Genomic DNA, 17,918 nt, shown 5'->3' with positions numbered 1-17,918 from the left:
TGTCCTTTCTCTCAGCGCCTGTGAATGGTGTAGTGATGGGCGGCGAGCAGCCGCATGGCCTGCTCCATGGCGTCCTCGTCGTAGAACTCGAGCTTTAATACGCCGTCCGAGAACTCGCGGTTGTGTACAATACCAATGTTGCGGATACTGATTCTGCCTGCGCTCAGGATGGATGCGACGGAGGCAATACCGCCGATCTCATCGATTAGATCGCAGTAGAATTCATAGATATCCGGGAGAGCGCCCTTGCCACGGATGGGGAGGGAGTCCCGGTATTCCTTGGCATCCGCGAAGAGCCTGCGGATCTGCTCCCCGTCCCCCGCGGCAATTCTCTCCCGGAACTGGTCCAGCTGCCTGCGATAAGCCTCGAAAAGGACAAGAATCTCATCCCGATTGGCCAGGCAGATATGCTCCCACATGAGAGGGGAGGAGGAGGAGATGCGGGTGATATCCCGAAAGCCGCCGGAGGCAATGGCCTTGAGCGTATTCTTATCATCGTCGGACGCCTGGACAAAGTTGACAAGAGACGCGGAGATGATATGGGGCAGGTGGGAAATGGCCGCAGTCGCGTGATCGTGCTCCCTGGGATCCATGAGCATGATTTTGGCGCCGAGGGACTTGATAAAGGAAGAAAATTCTCTGACCCGATCGGATCGGATATCGTCTGTGTGCGTGATCAGATAGTACGCGTTCTCAAGCAGATTGTCTTTGGCGTGTTCATAGCCGATCAACTCCGCCCCCGCCATAGGGTGGCCGCCGATGAAGTTGGAGCTTAAGCCCTCCTCGGTGACAGCCTTTCGGATCTGGCCCTTGACAGAGGAGACGTCCGTGATGATACTGTCGGCTTGAATCAGGTCCTTAAGCTGCCTTAAGTAGGAGATGTTCACACCGACCGGAGCGCAGAGAAAAATCAGGTCACACTGGCCGAAAGCAGAGAGGGGAAGGGCTTGTCCGTTGCGGATAATCCCCTCTTTATGGGCCATGGCAAGAGACGCGGCATTCGGATCATTGGCGATGATCTCGATTGTTGGGTGTTTTTTGCGAATGGTCTTGGCAATGGATCCTCCGATCAGACCCAGGCCCAGAAAACCGATCATTTGATAGCTCATGATTCTCTCCTTAACTTTACTTATCCTAGCAGAAAACCACATTCTCTTCTATATAGGACTTTCATAAGACTTTCCCCAGTCAGAGTTTTTCTGTCGGTAAAATATCAGATAATTTTCTGCTGATTTGCTTGTCTGTCTTTTGTTCATTCAATATAGACAAATTACATTGCGCAGGCGAAGAGAAATGAGTAAAATTTAACTATAAAATTTCAAATAAGGAGGGTGCTGTATGAGGGTTTTTACCAGTGATAAAATTCGCAACGTCGTTCTGCTGGGCCACGGAGGTTCCGGCAAAACCTCTCTGGCGGAGTCCATGGCCTACTTATCCGGTCTCAAGGACAAGGCGGGGAGCGTCGAGGCGGGCAATACCATCAGCGACTATGACGGGGTCGAAAAGAAGCATAAGTTTTCCGTGCACTTGTCCCTGTTGCCCCTGATCTGGGGGGAGACCAAGATCAATCTTTTAGATACTCCCGGCTACCCCGACTTTGTGGGAGAGGTAGAGGAGGCGGTCTCTGTCGCTGACGCCGCGGTTATCGTAGTCTCCGGGAAAAACGGAATTGAAGTCGGCACCAGGAAGGCCTGGAATCTCTGTGAGAAATATCACCTGCCAAGAATTATTTTCGTGACTGATATGGACATCGATGAGGCCTCTTACCGTCAGGTGATTGAAGACCTGCAGGCCCTCTACGGCAAGAAGATCGCCCCCTTCCACCTCCCCATCCGGGAGAACGGTCAATTCGTCGGATATGTCAACATTATCCAGCAGAAGGCAAAGCGCTGGAACGCGACCGGCGGCATTGACAAGATGGATGTGCCGGACTATTCCTACGAGAATCTGGACCAGTTCCGCGAGGTTCTTCTGGAAGCGGTTGCGGAGACCTCTGAGACCTACATGGACCGCTATTTCAACGGGGATACCTTCTCGGAGGATGAAATCCGTCAGGCCATGCGGGTCAGTGTGATTGACGGCTCTGTCGTTCCGGTCATGATGGGATCGAATCTGAATCACCGGGGGATGTACACTCTGATGGCGGACATCGTGAAATACCTCCCCTCACCGGACCGCAGATCCTGTGTGGGCATTGACCCGAAGACGAATGAAGCCTTTGAGGCCGACTACGACTTCTCCAAGCCCAAGAGCGCCTATGTGTTTAAGACCCTGGTAGATCCTTTTGTGGGACAGTACTCTATGATCAAGGTGAACTCCGGCGTCCTCAAGACAGATGATCTGCTCTACAACGCGGGCAGGGACAGAGAGGATAAGATCGGCAAGATCTATCTTTTGACCGGATCCAAGGCCCAGGAGGTTTCTGAGCTGCACGCCGGAGATATTGGGGCTTTAAGCAGGGTCGCCGACCTGTCCACAGGCGACAGTCTCTCGACAAGGGCGCATCCTGTCACCTATCTGCGTCCGGTCATCAGCAAGCCCTACTGTTATTTGGCCTATCAGGCAGAAAAGTCAGGAGATGATGACAAGCTGCAGCAGGCCCTGCAGAAGATAGCCAGAGAGGATCTGACCCTGCGCACGCAGGGCGATCCGGCGAATCATCAGTCGCTGATTTATGGGATTTCCAGAGCTCACCTGGAGCTGATTGCAGAGATTTTAGCGGATAAGTACAAGCTGACCATGCTTCTGGATAAGCCCCTGGTCGCTTACCGGGAGACCATTTTAGGCAAGTCCGACGTGGAGTATAAGCATAAGAAGCAGACGGGCGGACACGGCCAGTACGGACATGTCAAGATGACCTTTGAGCCATCCGGCGATCTGTCTGTTCCATTCGTCTTTGAGGAGAAGGTTGTGGGAGGATCTGTTCCCAAGAACTATTTTCCAGCTGTAGAGAAGGGGCTGGCTGAACGGGTTTTAGAGGGACCGCTTGCCGGCTACCCGATTTACGGAGTCAAGGCGACCCTCTATGACGGCTCCTACCATCCGGTTGATTCCTCCGAGGCGGCCTTTAAGACGGCAGCGTCCATGGCTATGAAGGAGGGCATCCTGCAGGCGAAGCCCATCCTCTTAGAGCCGATTGCCTCTCTTGAGGTCACCGTGGCGGATGAGCGCATCGGAGATGTGATGGGGGATTTGAACAAGCGAAGGGGAAGGGTTATGTCCCTGGATCCTGTCGAGGGAGGCTATCAGGTTGTCCGCGCGGAAGTACCCTATTCCGCCCTCTATGAGTATGGAACCAACCTGCGCTCTCTGACCTCAGGGGACGCGAGCTATTCCTACGAGTTCCTGCGCTATGATCCCTGCCCGGCCGACGTGCAGGAGGCGCAGATCAGCATCCGGTCGGCTCAAAATGCTTGAAAAAAGACTTCCCTGTGTTAAAATTTCTACAAGCGTTTGATGATCAGGCAGCCATTCGCTGCCTGATTTTTTTGAAGGAGACAGCTATGGCAAGAATTCAGATGACGACGCCTCTGGTGGAAATGGACGGCGATGAGATGACCAGAGTCCTCTGGAAGATGATCAAGGAGGAGTTGATCCTTCCCTATATTGAGCTCAAGTCGGATTACTACGATCTTGGCCTTGTCAACCGGGATCAGACCGACGATCAGGTCACCGTTGATTCCGCGAAAGCCAGTCTGAAGTACGGAGTTGCGGTCAAGTGCGCGACCATTACCCCCAATGCTGCCCGTGTCCAGGAGTATAAGCTCAAGCGGATGTACAAGAGCCCAAACGGAACGATTCGGGCGATTCTGGATGGAACCGTCTTTCGCGCTCCCATCCTGGTCAAGGGAATCAGCCCCAATGTCAGAAGCTGGAATAAGCCCATTACCATTGCCCGTCATGCCTATGGAGATGTCTACAAGGCCTCTGAGATGAAGATCCCTGGACCCGGCAGGGTGGAACTGGTCTATACCTCCTCAGACGGTCATGAAAAGCGGGCTTTGGTGCACGACTTTGACGGACCGGGTCTGGTGCAGGGACAGCATAATCTCATCGCCTCAATCGAGTCCTTTGCCAGAGCCTGCTTCACATTCGCTCTCGACAGGAGACAGGATCTGTGGTTCGCGACCAAGGACACCATCTCCAAGCAATACGACCACAGCTTTAAGGATATTTTTCAGTCAATTTATGACAGAGACTACAAGGAGGCCTTCGAACAGGCGGGGATTGAGTACTTCTACACCCTGATTGACGACGCGGTTGCCCGTGTCATGAAGTCGGAGGGAGGTTTTATCTGGGCCTGCAAAAACTACGACGGCGATGTCATGAGCGATATGGTCTCTTCCGCCTTTGGCTCTCTTGCCATGATGACCTCCGTATTGGTGTCCCCCGGGGGCATCTATGAGTACGAGGCTGCTCACGGAACCGTCCAGCGTCATTACTACAGATATCTGAAGGGAGAGGCCACCTCGACCAATCCCATCGCGACCATCTTCGCCTGGACCGGCGCTCTGAGAAAGAGGGGAGAACTGGATCATATTCCGGATCTGGTCGCGTATGCCGACCGGATGGAGGCGGCATCTTTGGCCACGATTGAATCAGGACAGATGACCGGAGACCTGGCGAGGATCACGGATCTTACGGATCCTCAGGTGCTCGACTCAAGGTCATTTATCCGGGCCATTCGAGCGAATTACGAGAAGCAGAACTGAGGAGTGTCTTCATGATCCTTTCCTGTCAGAATCTCTCCAAGTCCTTCGGAGAGGAAGTTATCCTGGACAGAGTCTCCTTTCAGATGGAAGCCGGCGAAAAATACGCGATCGTGGGCCCGAACGGCTGCGGCAAGTCGACTCTGCTCAAAATTATCGTCGGCCAGATGTCCGCGGACGGTGGAAATGTCACCTTTGCCAGAGAGGCAAGTCTTGGCTATCTGGCCCAGTATCAGAAGGACTCCCTGGAGGGGAGCGTACTGGATATCGTTTTGGACTCCTGCCGCGAGCTGATTGAAGAAGAAGACAAATTAAGAGCGATGGAAGCCGGGATGTCCCGGCTGAAGGGAGAGGAGTTAAACCGACTCCTAGAGGACTACCAGACGGCCTCCGAGTCCTTTGAGCGAAGGGGAGGGCTGACCTTTCGCTCCGAGGCGGCCGGTATTTTAAAGGGACTTGGCTTCGGTGAGGAGGACTTTGACAAGAGACCGGATCAGTTATCCGGCGGGCAGCTGACAAGGGTATTTTTAGCCAGGCTGCTCCTCTTAAAACCTGATCTTCTGATTCTTGACGAGCCCATTAATCACCTGGATTTGACTTCCATTCAGTGGCTGGAGACCTTCCTCGTCAATTATCGGGGAGGGCTTTTGATCGTGGCCCATGACCGCTATTTTTTAAACCGGATTGCGGACCATGTGCTTGATCTGTCGAATCACTCCTGTCACTGTTACAGGGGGGATTACAGCTCTTTTGTCGCCCAGAGGGAACTGATCATGGAAACCCGACGGCGGGAGTATGAGAGACAGCAGAAGGCGATTGAGCATCAGGAGGCTGTGATCGATAAGCTCAAACAGTTTAATCGGGAGAAATCGATCCGACGGGCGGAGAGTCGGCAGAAGGCCCTGGATAAGATGGAGACGGTGCAAGAGCCCCTGGAGGAAAGGCATGCGATGCGACTGGAGCTTGCGCCCGAGGAAGAATCCGGCAAAGACGTCCTTGAAATCGAGAACCTGTCTATGGGCTTTGGGGATCAGGAGCTCTTTTGCGGGCTGAACCTCTTGCTTCGGCGAGGGGAGCGGCTGGCGATACTGGGAGACAACGGCAGCGGTAAGACGACCCTGCTTAAGATCATCAACCAAAAGCTCACGGCCAGAACCGGACGGATCCGGCTCGGAGCCAGGGTCTTCATCGGTTATTATGATCAGGCGCAGCAGGAGCTGGATGATACCAAGACTCTCTTTGAAGAGATGTCGGACGCCTATCCCGGTCTGACCAACACCAGAATTCGAAATGTGCTCGCCGCCTTCCTCTTTACAGGAGACCAGGTCTACAAGAAGATTTCCTCTCTCTCCGGCGGGGAGCGGGGCCGCCTGTCACTGGCGAAACTGATGCTGTCCGGGGCCAATTTTCTGATTTTAGACGAGCCGACCAATCACCTGGATATGGAGTCTAAGGATATCTTAGAGCGGGCTTTAAACGCCTATCAGGGAACCCTTCTCTATGTCTCCCATGACCGCTACTTTGTCAACCGTACGGCGAGCCGAATCCTGGAGCTGGAAGAGGGGCATTTTACAGAGTATCTAGGCAATTATGATTACTTTCTGGCCAAGAAGCAGGAGCTGCAGGGAGAGAATCACAGCGGCCGCGGGCAGGCAGATTCTTCCGCTGACGATTCCGGGGACAGCACTAAGGAGGGTGGCAGGTCAGATTGGGCCGAGCAGAAGAAGCTGGCCGCCGCCCGGCGAAAGCTGGAAAATTCCAGGGCCAAATTGGAGGAGGAGATCTCCGGCAAGGAGGAGCGGGTGATAGAGATCATGCGGCTCTTTGAGGATCCGGACATCGCGTGCAACTCCGCCAGACTCAATGAGCTCTCTGCTGAGCAGGAGAGACTTCAGAATCAGATCGACAGCCTCTATGAGGCCTGGGCCTCCTTAGATGAGGATTGAGAGGAAGAAGAATGGAGAAGAAGACGATTTCCCCGGCGGTGATCCGCCGGCTTCCAAGATATTATCGCTATCTGGGGGAACTGCTGGATCAGGAGGTGGAGGGTATATCCTCCTATGAGCTCTCCAAGCGGATGCACTCAACGGCATCGCAGATCCGGCAGGATCTCAATAATTTTGATAACTTTGGTCATCTGGGTTACGGATATAATGTCAAGAATCTGCGCGACAAAATCGGAGAGATTCTTGGACTGGACCAGTCCCGCAATCTGATTGTGATCGGGGCAGGCCACCTCGGGCAGGCCATCGCCAACTATGCTCAATTCGAGCGCATGGGCTTTACCCTGACCGGTCTCTTCGATATCAATCCCGACCTGGCGGGAAAAGAGGTGCGCGGCATTCCAATTCTGATGCTGGATGATTTAGACCGCTTTGCCCTGGAACACAGGGTTGACATTGCGGCCTTAACCATTCCCAAAAGTGCCGCGCAATCTGTCGCCAGGCGGCTGACAGGACTGGGCGTTCCCGCAATCTGGAATTTTGCCCATGTGGATCTGGAGGTGGGAGAGAAGACGGTTGTGGAAAATGTCCACCTGTCCGATTCTCTCATGGAGCTCTCCTACAATTTGATGAGCCGCAGTCGAGATTCGAAATGAGCAGGTAAGGGGTGAAAATACGCGGCATGAAGAGAATATATACGGTCAGTCAGGCCAGAGAGGCCGATGTCAGAACCAGTCAATTGCATAAAATCCCCGGGCTTGTTCTGATGGAGCGGGCTGCCCTGTCAGTTTCGGACTATATTGAGGACAAATACGCAAAGCGGACGCGTATTTTATGTCTGGCGGGGACAGGAAACAATGGGGGAGACGCCATGGCTCTCTGCCGCATTCTCTTTGTCAGGGGCTTTGATGTCAGCTACTGCCTCCTGGGGCCGGAGTCCAGGCTGAGTGAGTCGGCGAAGATCCAGTACCAGTCCCTGCTCAGCTACGGTCTGTCTTCTCTGGCTGTCGAAGAGACTGATTTTAAGAGCTTTGACCTGATTGTCGACGGAATTTTTGGAATCGGTCTCTCCAGGGATATTCAACATCCTCTTGCCGAGCTGATCGGGGAGGTCAACGCATCGGGCAGGCCGGTAATCGCCATGGACATTCCATCCGGTCTGAACGCGGACACAGGCGCTGTTATGGGAGCCTGCATCCGGGCGAGCGAGACCTTCAGCTTTCAGTTTTTAAAGCCCGGGATTCTGCTGGGGCAGGGAAGAAGCGTTTGCGGACGGGTGCATCTGCCCGAGATCGGCATCGACGCGATCGAGACAGGCGCCACCCTTCCCGTTTGTCTGGCTCTGGAGAGAGAAGATCTGGATGGATTTCTTACTGACAGGGACGCGACCGGGAACAAGGGAAGCTTCGGCAAGGTTTTGGTCGTCGCCGGATCAGAGGAGATCTGCGGCGCCGCGGTCCTGTCCTCTCAGGCGGCCCTGCTCTCAGGAGCCGGGATGGTTCGCGTATATACGCATGAGAAGAACCGGACAGTGATTGGAACTGCCTTTCCGGAGGCCCTGATCACGACCTATGGGAATTCGTGGAGCAGGGACGAGATCAAAGAGGCTATGGATTGGGCCGACAGTATTTTGATCGGGCCTGGGATAGGAAGGTCCGATCTGGCGCGGGAAATGCTCGACTTCGTCCTGTCCGACCCGGCGCTTCCCGCGGTGATCGATGCCGATGCCTTAAATCTGCTCTCTGAGGAGCCCAACTGCCTCTTAAAGCCCCATGGCAAGTGGATTCTGACCCCACATATGGGGGAGATGGCCCGGCTGACAGGGAAAGGTATTTCATGGCTCAAAGAGCACGCGCTGGAAGCGGCGGAGACATTTGCCCGAGATTACCAGGTAGATCTGATTCTCAAGGACGCGACAACAGTCACTGCCCTTCCCTGCGGAAGGACCTATCTCAACAGCAGCGGAAACAGCGGCATGGCGACGGCCGGAAGCGGTGACGTTTTGGCCGGCTTGTGCGCCGGCTATCTGGCTCAGAAGAAAAATCCTGAGGAGGTTGCCGCATACGCCGTCTTCATCCACGGTATGGCCGGGGATCTGGCTGCAGCCAAAAAGGGAAAAGGGGCCATGATCGCCGGAGATATATTGGAGGCTTTGCCCCAGATCACAAGGGATGGCGGGGCAATGGCCCCAGTTTGATAAAGAGGTTTTCTATGGATCACAAGCGAGTTTGGATGGATATTGATTTGGATGCCGTGCGGGCCAACGTGGACGCCATGTTCGATCGCATGCGGCCGGACTGCCGGATGATGGCTGTCGTAAAGGCAGACGCCTACGGGCATGGGGCGCGGGAGATTGCCGCTCTTCTGGAGCCGGATCAGCGGGTTTTCGGCTATGCTGTCGCCACCGTGGACGAGGCCTATGAGCTGCGCCGCCATCAGATTTCAAAGCCGATTTTGATTCTGGGCTACAGCTTTCCGGAGGAATATCCGGCGATGGTTCGGCTGGGAATACGGCCAGCGATTTTTTCCTATGAGTCAGCGCTTGCTTTTGACCGGGCGGCTTCTCAGGCGGGGATGATTGCCCCTGTCCACATCAAGATCGATACAGGGATGAGCAGGATCGGCTTTCAGGTCAACGAGGAAGACCTGTCGCAGGCTGCCAGAATTGCGCAATTGAAGCATCTGAGAATGGAGGGAATTTTCACCCATTTTGCCAGGGCGGATGAGAAGGACAAGAGCCATGCGTACGCGCAGGCAGACCTCTTTCAGCAGGCGATCGACCGGCTTAAGAGGGCCGGTGCGGAGTTTGAGATACGCCACTGCTCCAATTCCGCCTCAATTATGGAACTGCCCGAGCTGAATATGGATATGGTCCGGGCGGGCATCAGTCTGTACGGACTCTGGCCCTCAGAGGAGATGGATCCGAATTTTCCCCTGTCCGCGGCCATGTCCCTCAGATCTCATATTACGCATATCAAGACCCTGGGAGAGGGCAGGTGTATCTCCTATGGGGGGACCTATCAGGTCAAGGGAAAGGCAAAAATCGCGACCATTCCCGTCGGCTACGCGGATGGCTATGCCCGCGGCCTGTCGAACAGGGGATATGTGCTGATTCAGGGTAAAAGAGCTCCGATTGTCGGCCGCGTCTGCATGGATCAGTTTATGGTGGATGTCAGCGCCTTTGACCATATCGCCGTCGGAGAGAAAGTCACCCTGTTAGGCGAAGACGGGGAAGATCGAATCAGCCTTGAAGAGCTGGGCCGCCTGTCCGGACGATTTAACTATGAGTTTGCCTGTCTGCTGGGGAATCGGAGAATTCCAAAGGTCTTTCATCGAAAGGGTCAGGTGGTCTCTGTCCGTGAGGACTTGCGATAGGACAGCTCCCGGCTCTTCCTGAAGTAAGTCGGAGGGTGATCCTTTTGGAGCAGACGGAGGGGAAATTCCAGGAGGATGTTCCTGAGATATGTGAACTGGGGATTTCAGCATTGAGAGGAGATCAAATGGATCCGGATGACAGCAGTAAAAACAAATTTTTCTCCCGTCTCTTTCACAGGGATGAAGCGTTAAGCGAGGACGAATTTGAGGAGGATCTGATCTCCAAGATCAGGGAGGGACATGAGCAGGGAGTTCTGTCCGCCCGCGAGGTGACGATGATTCGCAATATCTTTGCCTTCGCGGACAAGGACGTCAAGGACATCATGCAGCATCGGTCCAACATTGTCGCGATTGACGGAGAGAGTACCATGCAGGAGGCGGTGGAGCAGATGATTGAGAATCACTACTCCCGTTATCCGGTTTACATCAAAAATCTGGACAACATCATAGGTCTTGTCCACATCAAGGACACCCTGCGCTATGTCGCGGAAGGACATGACATGTCGGTCAAGCTCCGCGATCTGGAGTATATGGTTCGCCGGGTGATCTTCGTTCCGCAGACGCACTCGATCGATACGCTTTTAGCGCAGATGCAGCACAGGAAGAATCACATGATCCTCGTGCAGGACGAGTACGGACAGACCTGCGGCCTGCTCTCCATGGAGGATGTCATTGAGGAAATCGTCGGCAATATTCAGGATGAATATGATGATGAAGATGAACTTGTCGCCAGACTGGGAGACGGAGCCTACATGATGCAGGGGTCTACCCCCCTGGATACTGTAGCGGACACACTGGGCATCGACCTGTCAGATGAGGAAGCGGAGACTCTAAACGGCTTCCTCCTGGAAAAATTGGGCCGGATTCCGCAGGACCATGAGTCCTTCGACGTCACAGCCAGGGGTTATCACTTTCATGTGATCGATGTGGAGCACATGGTGGCCCTTGGAGTCAGGATCAGCAGGGAGGCCTCCCTTGAAGACGGGGCACCGGCGTGATAAAATAGATTGAAAATTTTATCTGGAAAGGGATATTTCAAACCATGTCAGGACATTCAAAATTCGCCAATATCAAGCATAAAAAAGAGAAGAATGATGCGGCTAAGGGCAAGATATTTACGGTTATCGGACGTGAGATCGCGGTCGCTGTCAAGGAGGGGGGACCTGATCCGAGCAATAACAGCAAGCTGCGCGATGTCATCGCCAAGGCCAAGGCGAACAATGTTCCCAATGATACCATAGAACGCGGGATCAAGAAGGCTGCGGGAGACGCGGATTCCGTCAACTATATTCAGGCCACCTATGAGGGCTATGGTCCCAGCGGTACAGCTATTATTGTGCAGTGCCTGACCGACAACAAGAATCGGACTGCGGCCGATGTCCGCAATGCCTTCAGCAAGGGGCAGGGATCCGTCGGAACACCGGGCTGCGTCTCCTATATGTTCGACGAGAGAGGACAGATTATTGTCGACAAGGAAGCGACGGATATGAGCGCCGACGACATCATGATGATGGCCCTTGACGCCGGCGCCGATGACGTGGAGGAAGAGGACGATTCTTTTGTGATCACAAGCTCTCCCGCGGATTTCTCGGCTGTCAGAGAGGCTCTGGAGAAAGAGGAACTTCCTATGGCAGATGCCTCTGTCACAATGGTTCCCCAGACATATGTACAGCTGACCTCTGAGGAGGACATCCGAAACATCAACCGGATCCTGGACCTGCTGGATGAGAGCGACGATGTGCAGGAGGTCTATCACAACTGGGAAGAGTAAGAGACGATCATCCGAAGCTGCCGGATCTTTGCGAGGGACAAGGGGATATGCGCCTTGCGAATATCCCGCGATTATGAATCAGGAAAGAATGACAAAACCAGGAGGTCGGTCAGGTCTCCTGGTTTATTCATAGGGAATGAACATCAGGGTATGGCAAATCAGAAAAAAAAGCGAACAAGTGCATCGGCGAAGTCATCCGCCGGCAGGAAGAGGGCTGAAAAGAGGACTTCTGCGACAGGCAGAAAATCCTCTTCCTCTGTCCCAAAGAGCGATCTGTCCGAGATTATTCTCTGGATTATGATCGCGCTTTCTGCGCTGATGTTCATCTCCTGTATCGGTGTGGGGGGAGTCTTCGGATCCTATCTGTCGACCTTCCTCTTTGGAATTTTCGGGCTTGTGGCCTATGTATTCCCAATTTTTCTCCTTTTTTTGACATTCTTTCTTCTGGCGAATCCGGAGAATTCCTTCGCCTTAAAGAGGGGGCTGGGGCTGGGGCTGATTCTTCTGGATCTGGACATTGTCCTGGAATTGCTGCGCGAGGGTTCCTTCCCGTCCGGCGCGCTGGCCGCCATGCAGTATGCTAGATCCTATCATACGGGCGGAGGCCTGATCGGAGGTTTTTTTACGGCCTATTCGGTCCGCTTTCTGGGGCTTGCGGGAGCCTATATCTTTGTCTTGCTTCTCCTGGTTATCTCCCTGATTCTCGTCACGGAGAAGTCCATCCTGGATAAGCTCCGCGAGGGACAGTCCCGCCTGTCTGTAAGGGCTGAGGACACAAGCAGGGAATACCGGATTCGCAGGCAGATCCGTCTGGAGGAGAAGAAGACTAAGAGGGAAGAGCATCTGGCGGAGCTGGAAGCTCGCCAGACCCAGGCAATGGAAGAGGCTCAGGCGGCAAGAGAAGCCCGCAGACAGACCTCCAGGGACGCTATGCTCCATGATATGACGGTGACAGACAAAGGAACAGGAGACGGCCGATTCAGCCGCAAGGCAGAGGGGGTCGATTTCAAGAATGCCAGGGTGGATGCTCCCCAGGCCAATCAGGAGTTAAAGACCGATGAAGTCAGGGAAGTGCATATCAATATCTTTGATGAGAACGACCAGGCCCAGGTGGACCGCCTGTCGCTGACCTCGCAAGACGCTTTGTCCAAACAGCCTCTGACGATCCACGAGGAGGAAGACGCGCCCGCCTCCAATGAAGAGGTCATTTTCCATACATCCGGGGCATCCGCTGTCAAGATGGACCGGAGCTCTTCCCATACATCCAAGGCATCCGCTGCCAGCAGAAACGAGAATTTCGTCAAGTTGACTGAGTTGAATCCAGGGTCAGGGCAAGATGACGAAGACAGCCTGGGGGATGATTATGCCGACGCGCAGGCTGTCAGCCCGGAGCGGCTTATGGTCAAGCTCGGTTCTGCTTCTTCAGACAGGGGAAGAAAAGAGATCCCCGGTGCGGACCTGCCCGGAGCTCTGTCCTCCGGGGCCGCGGGGTCTTTGGCCGCGATTCGCCATGAGGACGCTGCTTTGGAGGGAAGCAAGGCGAAATTGCCGCGGGAGGCCTATTCTTTTCCTCCGATCAGCCTTTTGTCCAAGGACAAGTCCGGTCCGTCCGGGAATCGGAGAACGGGACTGGAGAAGACCGCGCACAAGCTGGAGACTGTCCTGCACAACTTCGGGGTGAACGCGCATGTGACAGATGTCTCCGTCGGTCCTGCTGTCACCCGCTATGAAATTCAGCCGGAGATCGGAGTCAAGGTCTCGAAGATCGTCAATCTGGCGGATGATATCAAGCTGAATATGGCTGCCTCCGACATTCGCATTGAGGCCCCCATTCCGGGGAAGGCCGCGGTCGGCATTGAAGTCCCCAACAAGGAGACGCAGCTGGTTTCCTTCCGCGATCTTATGGAATCGCAGGAGTTTCGCAGGGAGAAATCCAATATTGCCTTTGCCCTGGGTAGAGACATCGGCGGAAAGGTGATGATCTCCAATATCGCCAAAATGCCCCATCTTCTGATTGCCGGGGCTACCGGCTCCGGTAAGTCCGTCTGCATCAATACCATTATTATGAGTATCCTCTACAAGGCGCATCCGGACGACGTCAAATTTATTATGATTGATCCGAAGGTGGTGGAGCTGTCTGTCTACAACGGGATCCCCCATCTTCTGATTCCGGTTGTGACCGATCCTAAGAAGGCTGCCGGCGCTCTCAACTGGGCGGTCAGGGAGATGACCGACCGCTACCAGAAGTTCGCGGACGCGGGCGTTCGGGACATCAAGGGCTATAATTCGCATATCAGAAACGGAAAGATCAGGCAGGTGATCAACGGACAGGAGATAGAGGTCGTCACAGAGAAAATGCCTCAGATTGTGGTCATTGTCGACGAGCTGGCAGACCTGATGATGGTCGCTTCCTCCGAGGTCGAGGAGGCGATCTGCCGTCTGGCTCAGCTGGCCCGTGCCGCCGGGATTCACCTGATCATCGCCACCCAGAGACCGTCGGTCAATGTCATTACCGGACTGATCAAGGCCAACATGCCCTCCCGTGTGGCCTTTGCCGTAACCAGCGGGGTCGATTCCAGAACCATTTTAGATATGGTGGGAGCGGAGAAGCTCCTTGGCAAGGGAGATATGCTCTATTTCCCCCAGGGAATTCCCAAGCCCCTTCGCGTCCAGGGCGCATTCGTCCCCGACGACGATGTGGCCAGGGTCGTAGACTATATTACCAGTCACAATGAGAAGACCCAGGGAATGGAAGAGGAGATCCAGAGACAGATTGAGGAGAATCCGGGGATGACGGCAATTGACGGCAATGGTTCCCCGGAAGACGATCGGGACCCTCTGTTAGAGGAGGCGGGCCGCATTATCATTCAGTCCGGACGCGCCACGGCGGGCGGACTGCAGCGCCAGCTCAAGATCGGTTTCAACCGGGCGGCCCGCATTATGGATCAGCTGGCTGAGGAAGGCGTGATCGGAGAATCTGAGGGGACCAAGGCCCGCAAGGTCTTGATGTCGATGGATGAATTTGATCAGCTCTTTCCCCTGTCATAGATCTCATTAACTCGCACAGAATCAAGTGCTCTTGTGACAAAGGAGGTTTTCCATGAAGACAGATATCCAGATTGCCCAGGAGGCCAGGATGCTCCCGATTCGCGATGTCGCCGCCGGGCTCGGCATTAAGGAGGATGACCTGGAGCTCTATGGCAGGTACAAGGCCAAGCTCTCTGACCAGTATATGAGAGGACTGAAGAAAGAGAAGGACGGCAAGCTCATTCTCGTGACCGCGATCAATCCGACTCCTGCGGGAGAGGGGAAGACTACGGTTTCAGTCGGTCTCGGACAGGCCTTTGGCCGTCTGGGCAAGAGGGCGATTCTGGCTCTTCGCGAGCCCTCTTTGGGGCCTTGCTTTGGCATTAAGGGCGGCGCCGCGGGCGGCGGCTATTCCCAGGTGCTTCCCATGGAGGACCTGAATCTGCATTTCACCGGTGATTTTCACGCGATCACCTCCGCCAATAATCTTTTGGCCGCTCTTTTGGATAATCATATCCAGCAGGGCAATTCCCTGCAGATCGATTCCAGGCAGGTCGTCTGGAAGCGCTGCCTGGATATGAACGACCGGGTCCTTCGCAATGTAGTGGTGGGCCTGGGAGCGAAGGCGGACGGCTTTGTCAGAGAGGACCATTTCGTCATCACGGTGGCTTCTGAGATCATGGCGATTCTCTGTCTGGCCAGAGATATGGCTGATCTCAAGGATCGCTTAAGCCGTGTGATTGTCGCCTATAACCTGTCCGGAGAGCCCGTGACTGCGGGTGATCTTAAGGCTGTCGGGGCCATGGCGGCTCTCTTAAAGGACGCCATGAAGCCCAATCTTGTACAGACCTTAGAGCATACGCCAGCTCTGGTTCACGGGGGACCTTTTGCCAATATCGCCCATGGATGCAATTCTGTCCGGGCTACCGCGATGGGACTCAAGATGGCTGACTATGTCATTACGGAAGCCGGCTTCGGGGCTGACCTGGGAGCCGAGAAATTCCTGGATATCAAGGCTCCCATGGCCGGCCTGCATCCCGACTGCGTTGTACTGGTGGCGACCGTGCGCGCCCTCAAGTATAACGGCGGACTTCCAAAGGATCAGCTGACCGAGGAAAACCTGGCGGCGCTGGAGAGGGGAATCGCCAATCTGGACAAGCACATTGATAACCTGCACAGCTTCGGTCTGCCCATCGTGGTGACTTTGAATTCCTTTTTGACGGATACGCCCGCGGAGACAGACCTGGTCCGGGACTTCTGCCAGAAGAAGGGCTGTGACTTCGCCCTGTCGCAAGTGTGGGCCAGGGGCGGCGAGGGAGGAATCCCCCTGGCCGAGAAGGTCCTTGAAGTTCTTGAGAATAAGAAGAGCGAGTATCATCCTCTCTATGAGCCCTCTCTTCCTCTTGAGGAGAAGATCAAAAGGATCGCCGACAAGATCTACGGGGCTGACGGTGTCGACTACAGTCCGGCCGCCCGGCGCCAGTTGCAGAAGATTGTCTCCATGGGCATGAACCATTTCGCTGTTTGTATGGCAAAGACCCAGTATTCCCTGTCCGATGACGCCGGGAAACTGGGCCGCCCCGAGCACTTCCGTGTCACTGTAAGAGAGATCTATCCCGCTGCCGGCGCCGGTTTTGTCGTCGTTGTTCTCGGCAATATCATGACCATGCCCGGTCTTCCCCGGGTTCCCGCAGCCAATCATATCGACGTGACGGATGACAGTGTGATTACAGGTCTCTTCTAAGTGAGGTTTTTATGGCTAAGATCATTGACGGAAGGGCAATTTCTGCGCAGATCAAAGAGGAAGTAAAACAGGAGGCAAAGGCCCTGGCAGCCAGGGGGATCAAAGTCTGTCTGGCAGTCGTACAGGTGGGAGATCATCCCGCTTCATCGGTCTATGTCAGGAATAAACAAAGGGCCTGCGCGGCCTGTGGGATCAAATCTCTGGAATTTCATCTGCCAGAGAGCTGCGGTCAGGAGGATCTCCTGAGGCAGATCCGCGATCTCAATGCCCGGGAGGATGTGGACGGGATCCTGGTTCAATTGCCCTTGCCCCGGCAGATTGACGCGGACGCTGTCATTGAGGCGATCGACCCGGCCAAGGATGTAGACGGTTTCCTCCCTGAGAACCTGGGCAGGCTCTTGATCGGCCAGGACGGCTTTTTGCCCTGTACCCCGGCTGGCATTCTCGAATTGTTAAAAAGGAGTCATATCCCCTTGGAGGGAAAGGAATGTCTGGTTCTGGGGAGGAGCAATATTGTGGGCAAGCCGGTCGCCCTTCTGATGTTAAGAGAGCACGCGACCGTGACGATTGCCCACTCCCGTACCGCTAATTTGCCCGAGCTTATGCGACGGGCGGATATTCTTATCGCCGCCATTGGCCGGGCGGATTTCGTCAAGGGGGCTGACCTCAAGGAGGGAGCGGTTGTCATAGACGTGGGAATCAACCGCATGGAGGACGGAAGCCTGCATGGGGATGTGGATTACGAAGATGCCTTTGACAGGGTGTCCGCGATCACACCTGTACCCGGCGGGGTCGGGCCCATGACCATCGCGATGCTGATGAAGAACTGCCTTCGGGCCGCCCGGGCCAGGAGAAGCTGATGGGACCAAGAATTCGCCTTCTCTGCGTGGGCAGGATCAAGGAGAAATTTTTCAGAGACGCCGTCTCAGAATACAGCAAACGGCTGAGTCGTTACTGCAGTCTGGAGATCACAGAGCTGGCGGATGAGAAGATCCCGGAGGGCACCTCCCGGGCGCAGGAAGAGCAGATTATCAAAAGAGAAGGGGACCGCCTTCTTGCCGCTATCCGGGAGAGGGACTATGTCGTCGCCCTGGCCATCGACGGGCGGATGATGGATTCGCTTCAACTGGCAGAGCATTTGGATCAGCTGAGTCTGGGAGGACAGTCATCAATCACACTGGTCATCGGAGCTTCCCTGGGCCTGTCCGAGGAGCTTCTTGCCAGGGCGGATGAAAAGCTTTCTTTTTCGCCCCTGACCTTTCCCCATCAGCTCATGCGGGTGATTGTACTGGAACAGATCTACCGGGCTTTTCGCATCAGCAGAGGGGAACCCTACCACAAGTAGAAAG

13 protein-coding genes are annotated in these 17,918 nt (G+C 54.8%); 12 read left to right on the top strand and 1 reads right to left on the bottom strand.

Features of this window, described 5'->3' with window-relative positions; genetic code table 11:
- Positions 1 to 11: 11 nt before the first annotated feature.
- Positions 12 to 1,109, bottom strand: a complete 1,098-nt coding sequence (locus HMPREF1508_RS01740) for a prephenate dehydrogenase (RefSeq protein WP_044958847.1) — start codon at positions 1,107 to 1,109, stop codon at positions 12 to 14.
- A gap of 229 nt (positions 1,110 to 1,338) precedes the next feature.
- On the opposite strand from HMPREF1508_RS01740, the gene HMPREF1508_RS01735 reads away from it, so the two are divergent.
- The 12 genes from HMPREF1508_RS01735 to rlmH all read left to right on the top strand — a co-directional run bounded on the left by HMPREF1508_RS01735 (position 1,339) and on the right by rlmH (position 17,914).
- A complete protein-coding gene (locus HMPREF1508_RS01735; protein WP_044958845.1) occupies positions 1,339 to 3,417 on the top strand; it encodes an elongation factor G in 2,079 nt (692 codons plus the stop codon).
- A gap of 86 nt (positions 3,418 to 3,503) precedes the next feature.
- Positions 3,504 to 4,712: an NADP-dependent isocitrate dehydrogenase gene (locus HMPREF1508_RS01730; protein WP_044958935.1), complete on the top strand. Its 1,209-nt coding sequence runs from the start codon at positions 3,504 to 3,506 to the stop codon at positions 4,710 to 4,712.
- Between the two features lie 11 nt (positions 4,713 to 4,723).
- The gene (locus HMPREF1508_RS01725) at positions 4,724 to 6,655 is read left to right on the top strand and encodes an ABC-F family ATP-binding cassette domain-containing protein (RefSeq protein WP_044958844.1); all 1,932 of its coding nucleotides are present in this window, start codon (positions 4,724 to 4,726) and stop codon (positions 6,653 to 6,655) included.
- An 11-nt stretch (positions 6,656 to 6,666) separates the two neighbouring features.
- Positions 6,667 to 7,308 carry a redox-sensing transcriptional repressor Rex gene (locus HMPREF1508_RS01720; RefSeq protein ID WP_006906137.1) on the top strand — a complete coding sequence of 214 codons (642 nt, stop codon included), beginning with the start codon at positions 6,667 to 6,669 and terminating at the stop codon, positions 7,306 to 7,308.
- Between the two features lie 26 nt (positions 7,309 to 7,334).
- Entirely contained in the window at positions 7,335 to 8,849 is a 1,515-nt protein-coding gene (locus HMPREF1508_RS01715; RefSeq protein WP_044958842.1) for a bifunctional ADP-dependent NAD(P)H-hydrate dehydratase/NAD(P)H-hydrate epimerase, read from the top strand.
- A gap of 14 nt (positions 8,850 to 8,863) precedes the next feature.
- Entirely contained in the window at positions 8,864 to 10,027 is a 1,164-nt protein-coding gene (gene alr / locus HMPREF1508_RS01710) for an alanine racemase (protein ID WP_044958840.1), read from the top strand.
- Between the two features lie 44 nt (positions 10,028 to 10,071).
- A complete protein-coding gene (locus tag HMPREF1508_RS01705) occupies positions 10,072 to 11,025 on the top strand; it encodes a hemolysin family protein (RefSeq protein WP_242834478.1) in 954 nt (317 codons plus the stop codon).
- A gap of 44 nt (positions 11,026 to 11,069) precedes the next feature.
- A complete protein-coding gene (locus HMPREF1508_RS01700; RefSeq protein WP_044958839.1) occupies positions 11,070 to 11,798 on the top strand; it encodes a YebC/PmpR family DNA-binding transcriptional regulator in 729 nt (242 codons plus the stop codon).
- A 150-nt stretch (positions 11,799 to 11,948) separates the two neighbouring features.
- Complete coding sequence (locus tag HMPREF1508_RS01695) at positions 11,949 to 14,846, top strand: DNA translocase FtsK (protein ID WP_044958837.1); 2,898 nt, start codon at positions 11,949 to 11,951, stop codon at positions 14,844 to 14,846.
- 52 nt (positions 14,847 to 14,898) lie between these two features.
- Complete coding sequence (locus tag HMPREF1508_RS01690; RefSeq protein ID WP_044958835.1) at positions 14,899 to 16,569, top strand: formate--tetrahydrofolate ligase; 1,671 nt, start codon at positions 14,899 to 14,901, stop codon at positions 16,567 to 16,569.
- Between the two features lie 11 nt (positions 16,570 to 16,580).
- Entirely contained in the window at positions 16,581 to 17,429 is an 849-nt protein-coding gene (folD, locus tag HMPREF1508_RS01685) for a bifunctional methylenetetrahydrofolate dehydrogenase/methenyltetrahydrofolate cyclohydrolase FolD (protein ID WP_044958833.1), read from the top strand.
- Entirely contained in the window at positions 17,429 to 17,914 is a 486-nt protein-coding gene (gene rlmH / locus HMPREF1508_RS01680; protein WP_044958831.1) for a 23S rRNA (pseudouridine(1915)-N(3))-methyltransferase RlmH, read from the top strand. The genes folD and rlmH overlap by 1 nt, the downstream gene beginning before the upstream one ends.
- Positions 17,915 to 17,918: the final 4 nt, after the last annotated feature.

The organism is Shuttleworthella sp. MSX8B (genome assembly GCF_000524295.1).
GTDB classification, from domain to species: Bacteria; Bacillota; Clostridia; order Lachnospirales; family Lachnospiraceae; genus Shuttleworthia; species Shuttleworthia satelles.
Note: the sequence above shows the minus strand (reverse complement) of the source record. Positions and strands in the feature narration are given on the sequence as shown.

What these genes read in the sequence shown, in the direction of transcription:
- HMPREF1508_RS01695 (WP_044958837.1), top strand. Translation starts at nt 11,949, where the DNA reads ATGGCAAATCAGAAAAAAAAGCGAACAAGTGCATCGGCGAAGTCATCC.
- HMPREF1508_RS01690 (WP_044958835.1), top strand. Translation starts at nt 14,899, where the DNA reads ATGAAGACAGATATCCAGATTGCCCAGGAGGCCAGGATGCTCCCGATT.
- HMPREF1508_RS01740 (WP_044958847.1), bottom strand. Translation starts at nt 1,109, where the DNA reads ATGAGCTATCAAATGATCGGTTTTCTGGGCCTGGGTCTGATCGGAGGA.
- HMPREF1508_RS01720 (WP_006906137.1), top strand. Translation starts at nt 6,667, where the DNA reads ATGGAGAAGAAGACGATTTCCCCGGCGGTGATCCGCCGGCTTCCAAGA.
- HMPREF1508_RS01725 (WP_044958844.1), top strand. Translation starts at nt 4,724, where the DNA reads ATGATCCTTTCCTGTCAGAATCTCTCCAAGTCCTTCGGAGAGGAAGTT.
- HMPREF1508_RS01735 (WP_044958845.1), top strand. Translation starts at nt 1,339, where the DNA reads ATGAGGGTTTTTACCAGTGATAAAATTCGCAACGTCGTTCTGCTGGGC.
- folD (WP_044958833.1), top strand. Translation starts at nt 16,581, where the DNA reads ATGGCTAAGATCATTGACGGAAGGGCAATTTCTGCGCAGATCAAAGAG.
- HMPREF1508_RS01700 (WP_044958839.1), top strand. Translation starts at nt 11,070, where the DNA reads ATGTCAGGACATTCAAAATTCGCCAATATCAAGCATAAAAAAGAGAAG.
- rlmH (WP_044958831.1), top strand. Translation starts at nt 17,429, where the DNA reads ATGGGACCAAGAATTCGCCTTCTCTGCGTGGGCAGGATCAAGGAGAAA.
- alr (WP_044958840.1), top strand. Translation starts at nt 8,864, where the DNA reads ATGGATCACAAGCGAGTTTGGATGGATATTGATTTGGATGCCGTGCGG.
- HMPREF1508_RS01715 (WP_044958842.1), top strand. Translation starts at nt 7,335, where the DNA reads ATGAAGAGAATATATACGGTCAGTCAGGCCAGAGAGGCCGATGTCAGA.
- HMPREF1508_RS01730 (WP_044958935.1), top strand. Translation starts at nt 3,504, where the DNA reads ATGGCAAGAATTCAGATGACGACGCCTCTGGTGGAAATGGACGGCGAT.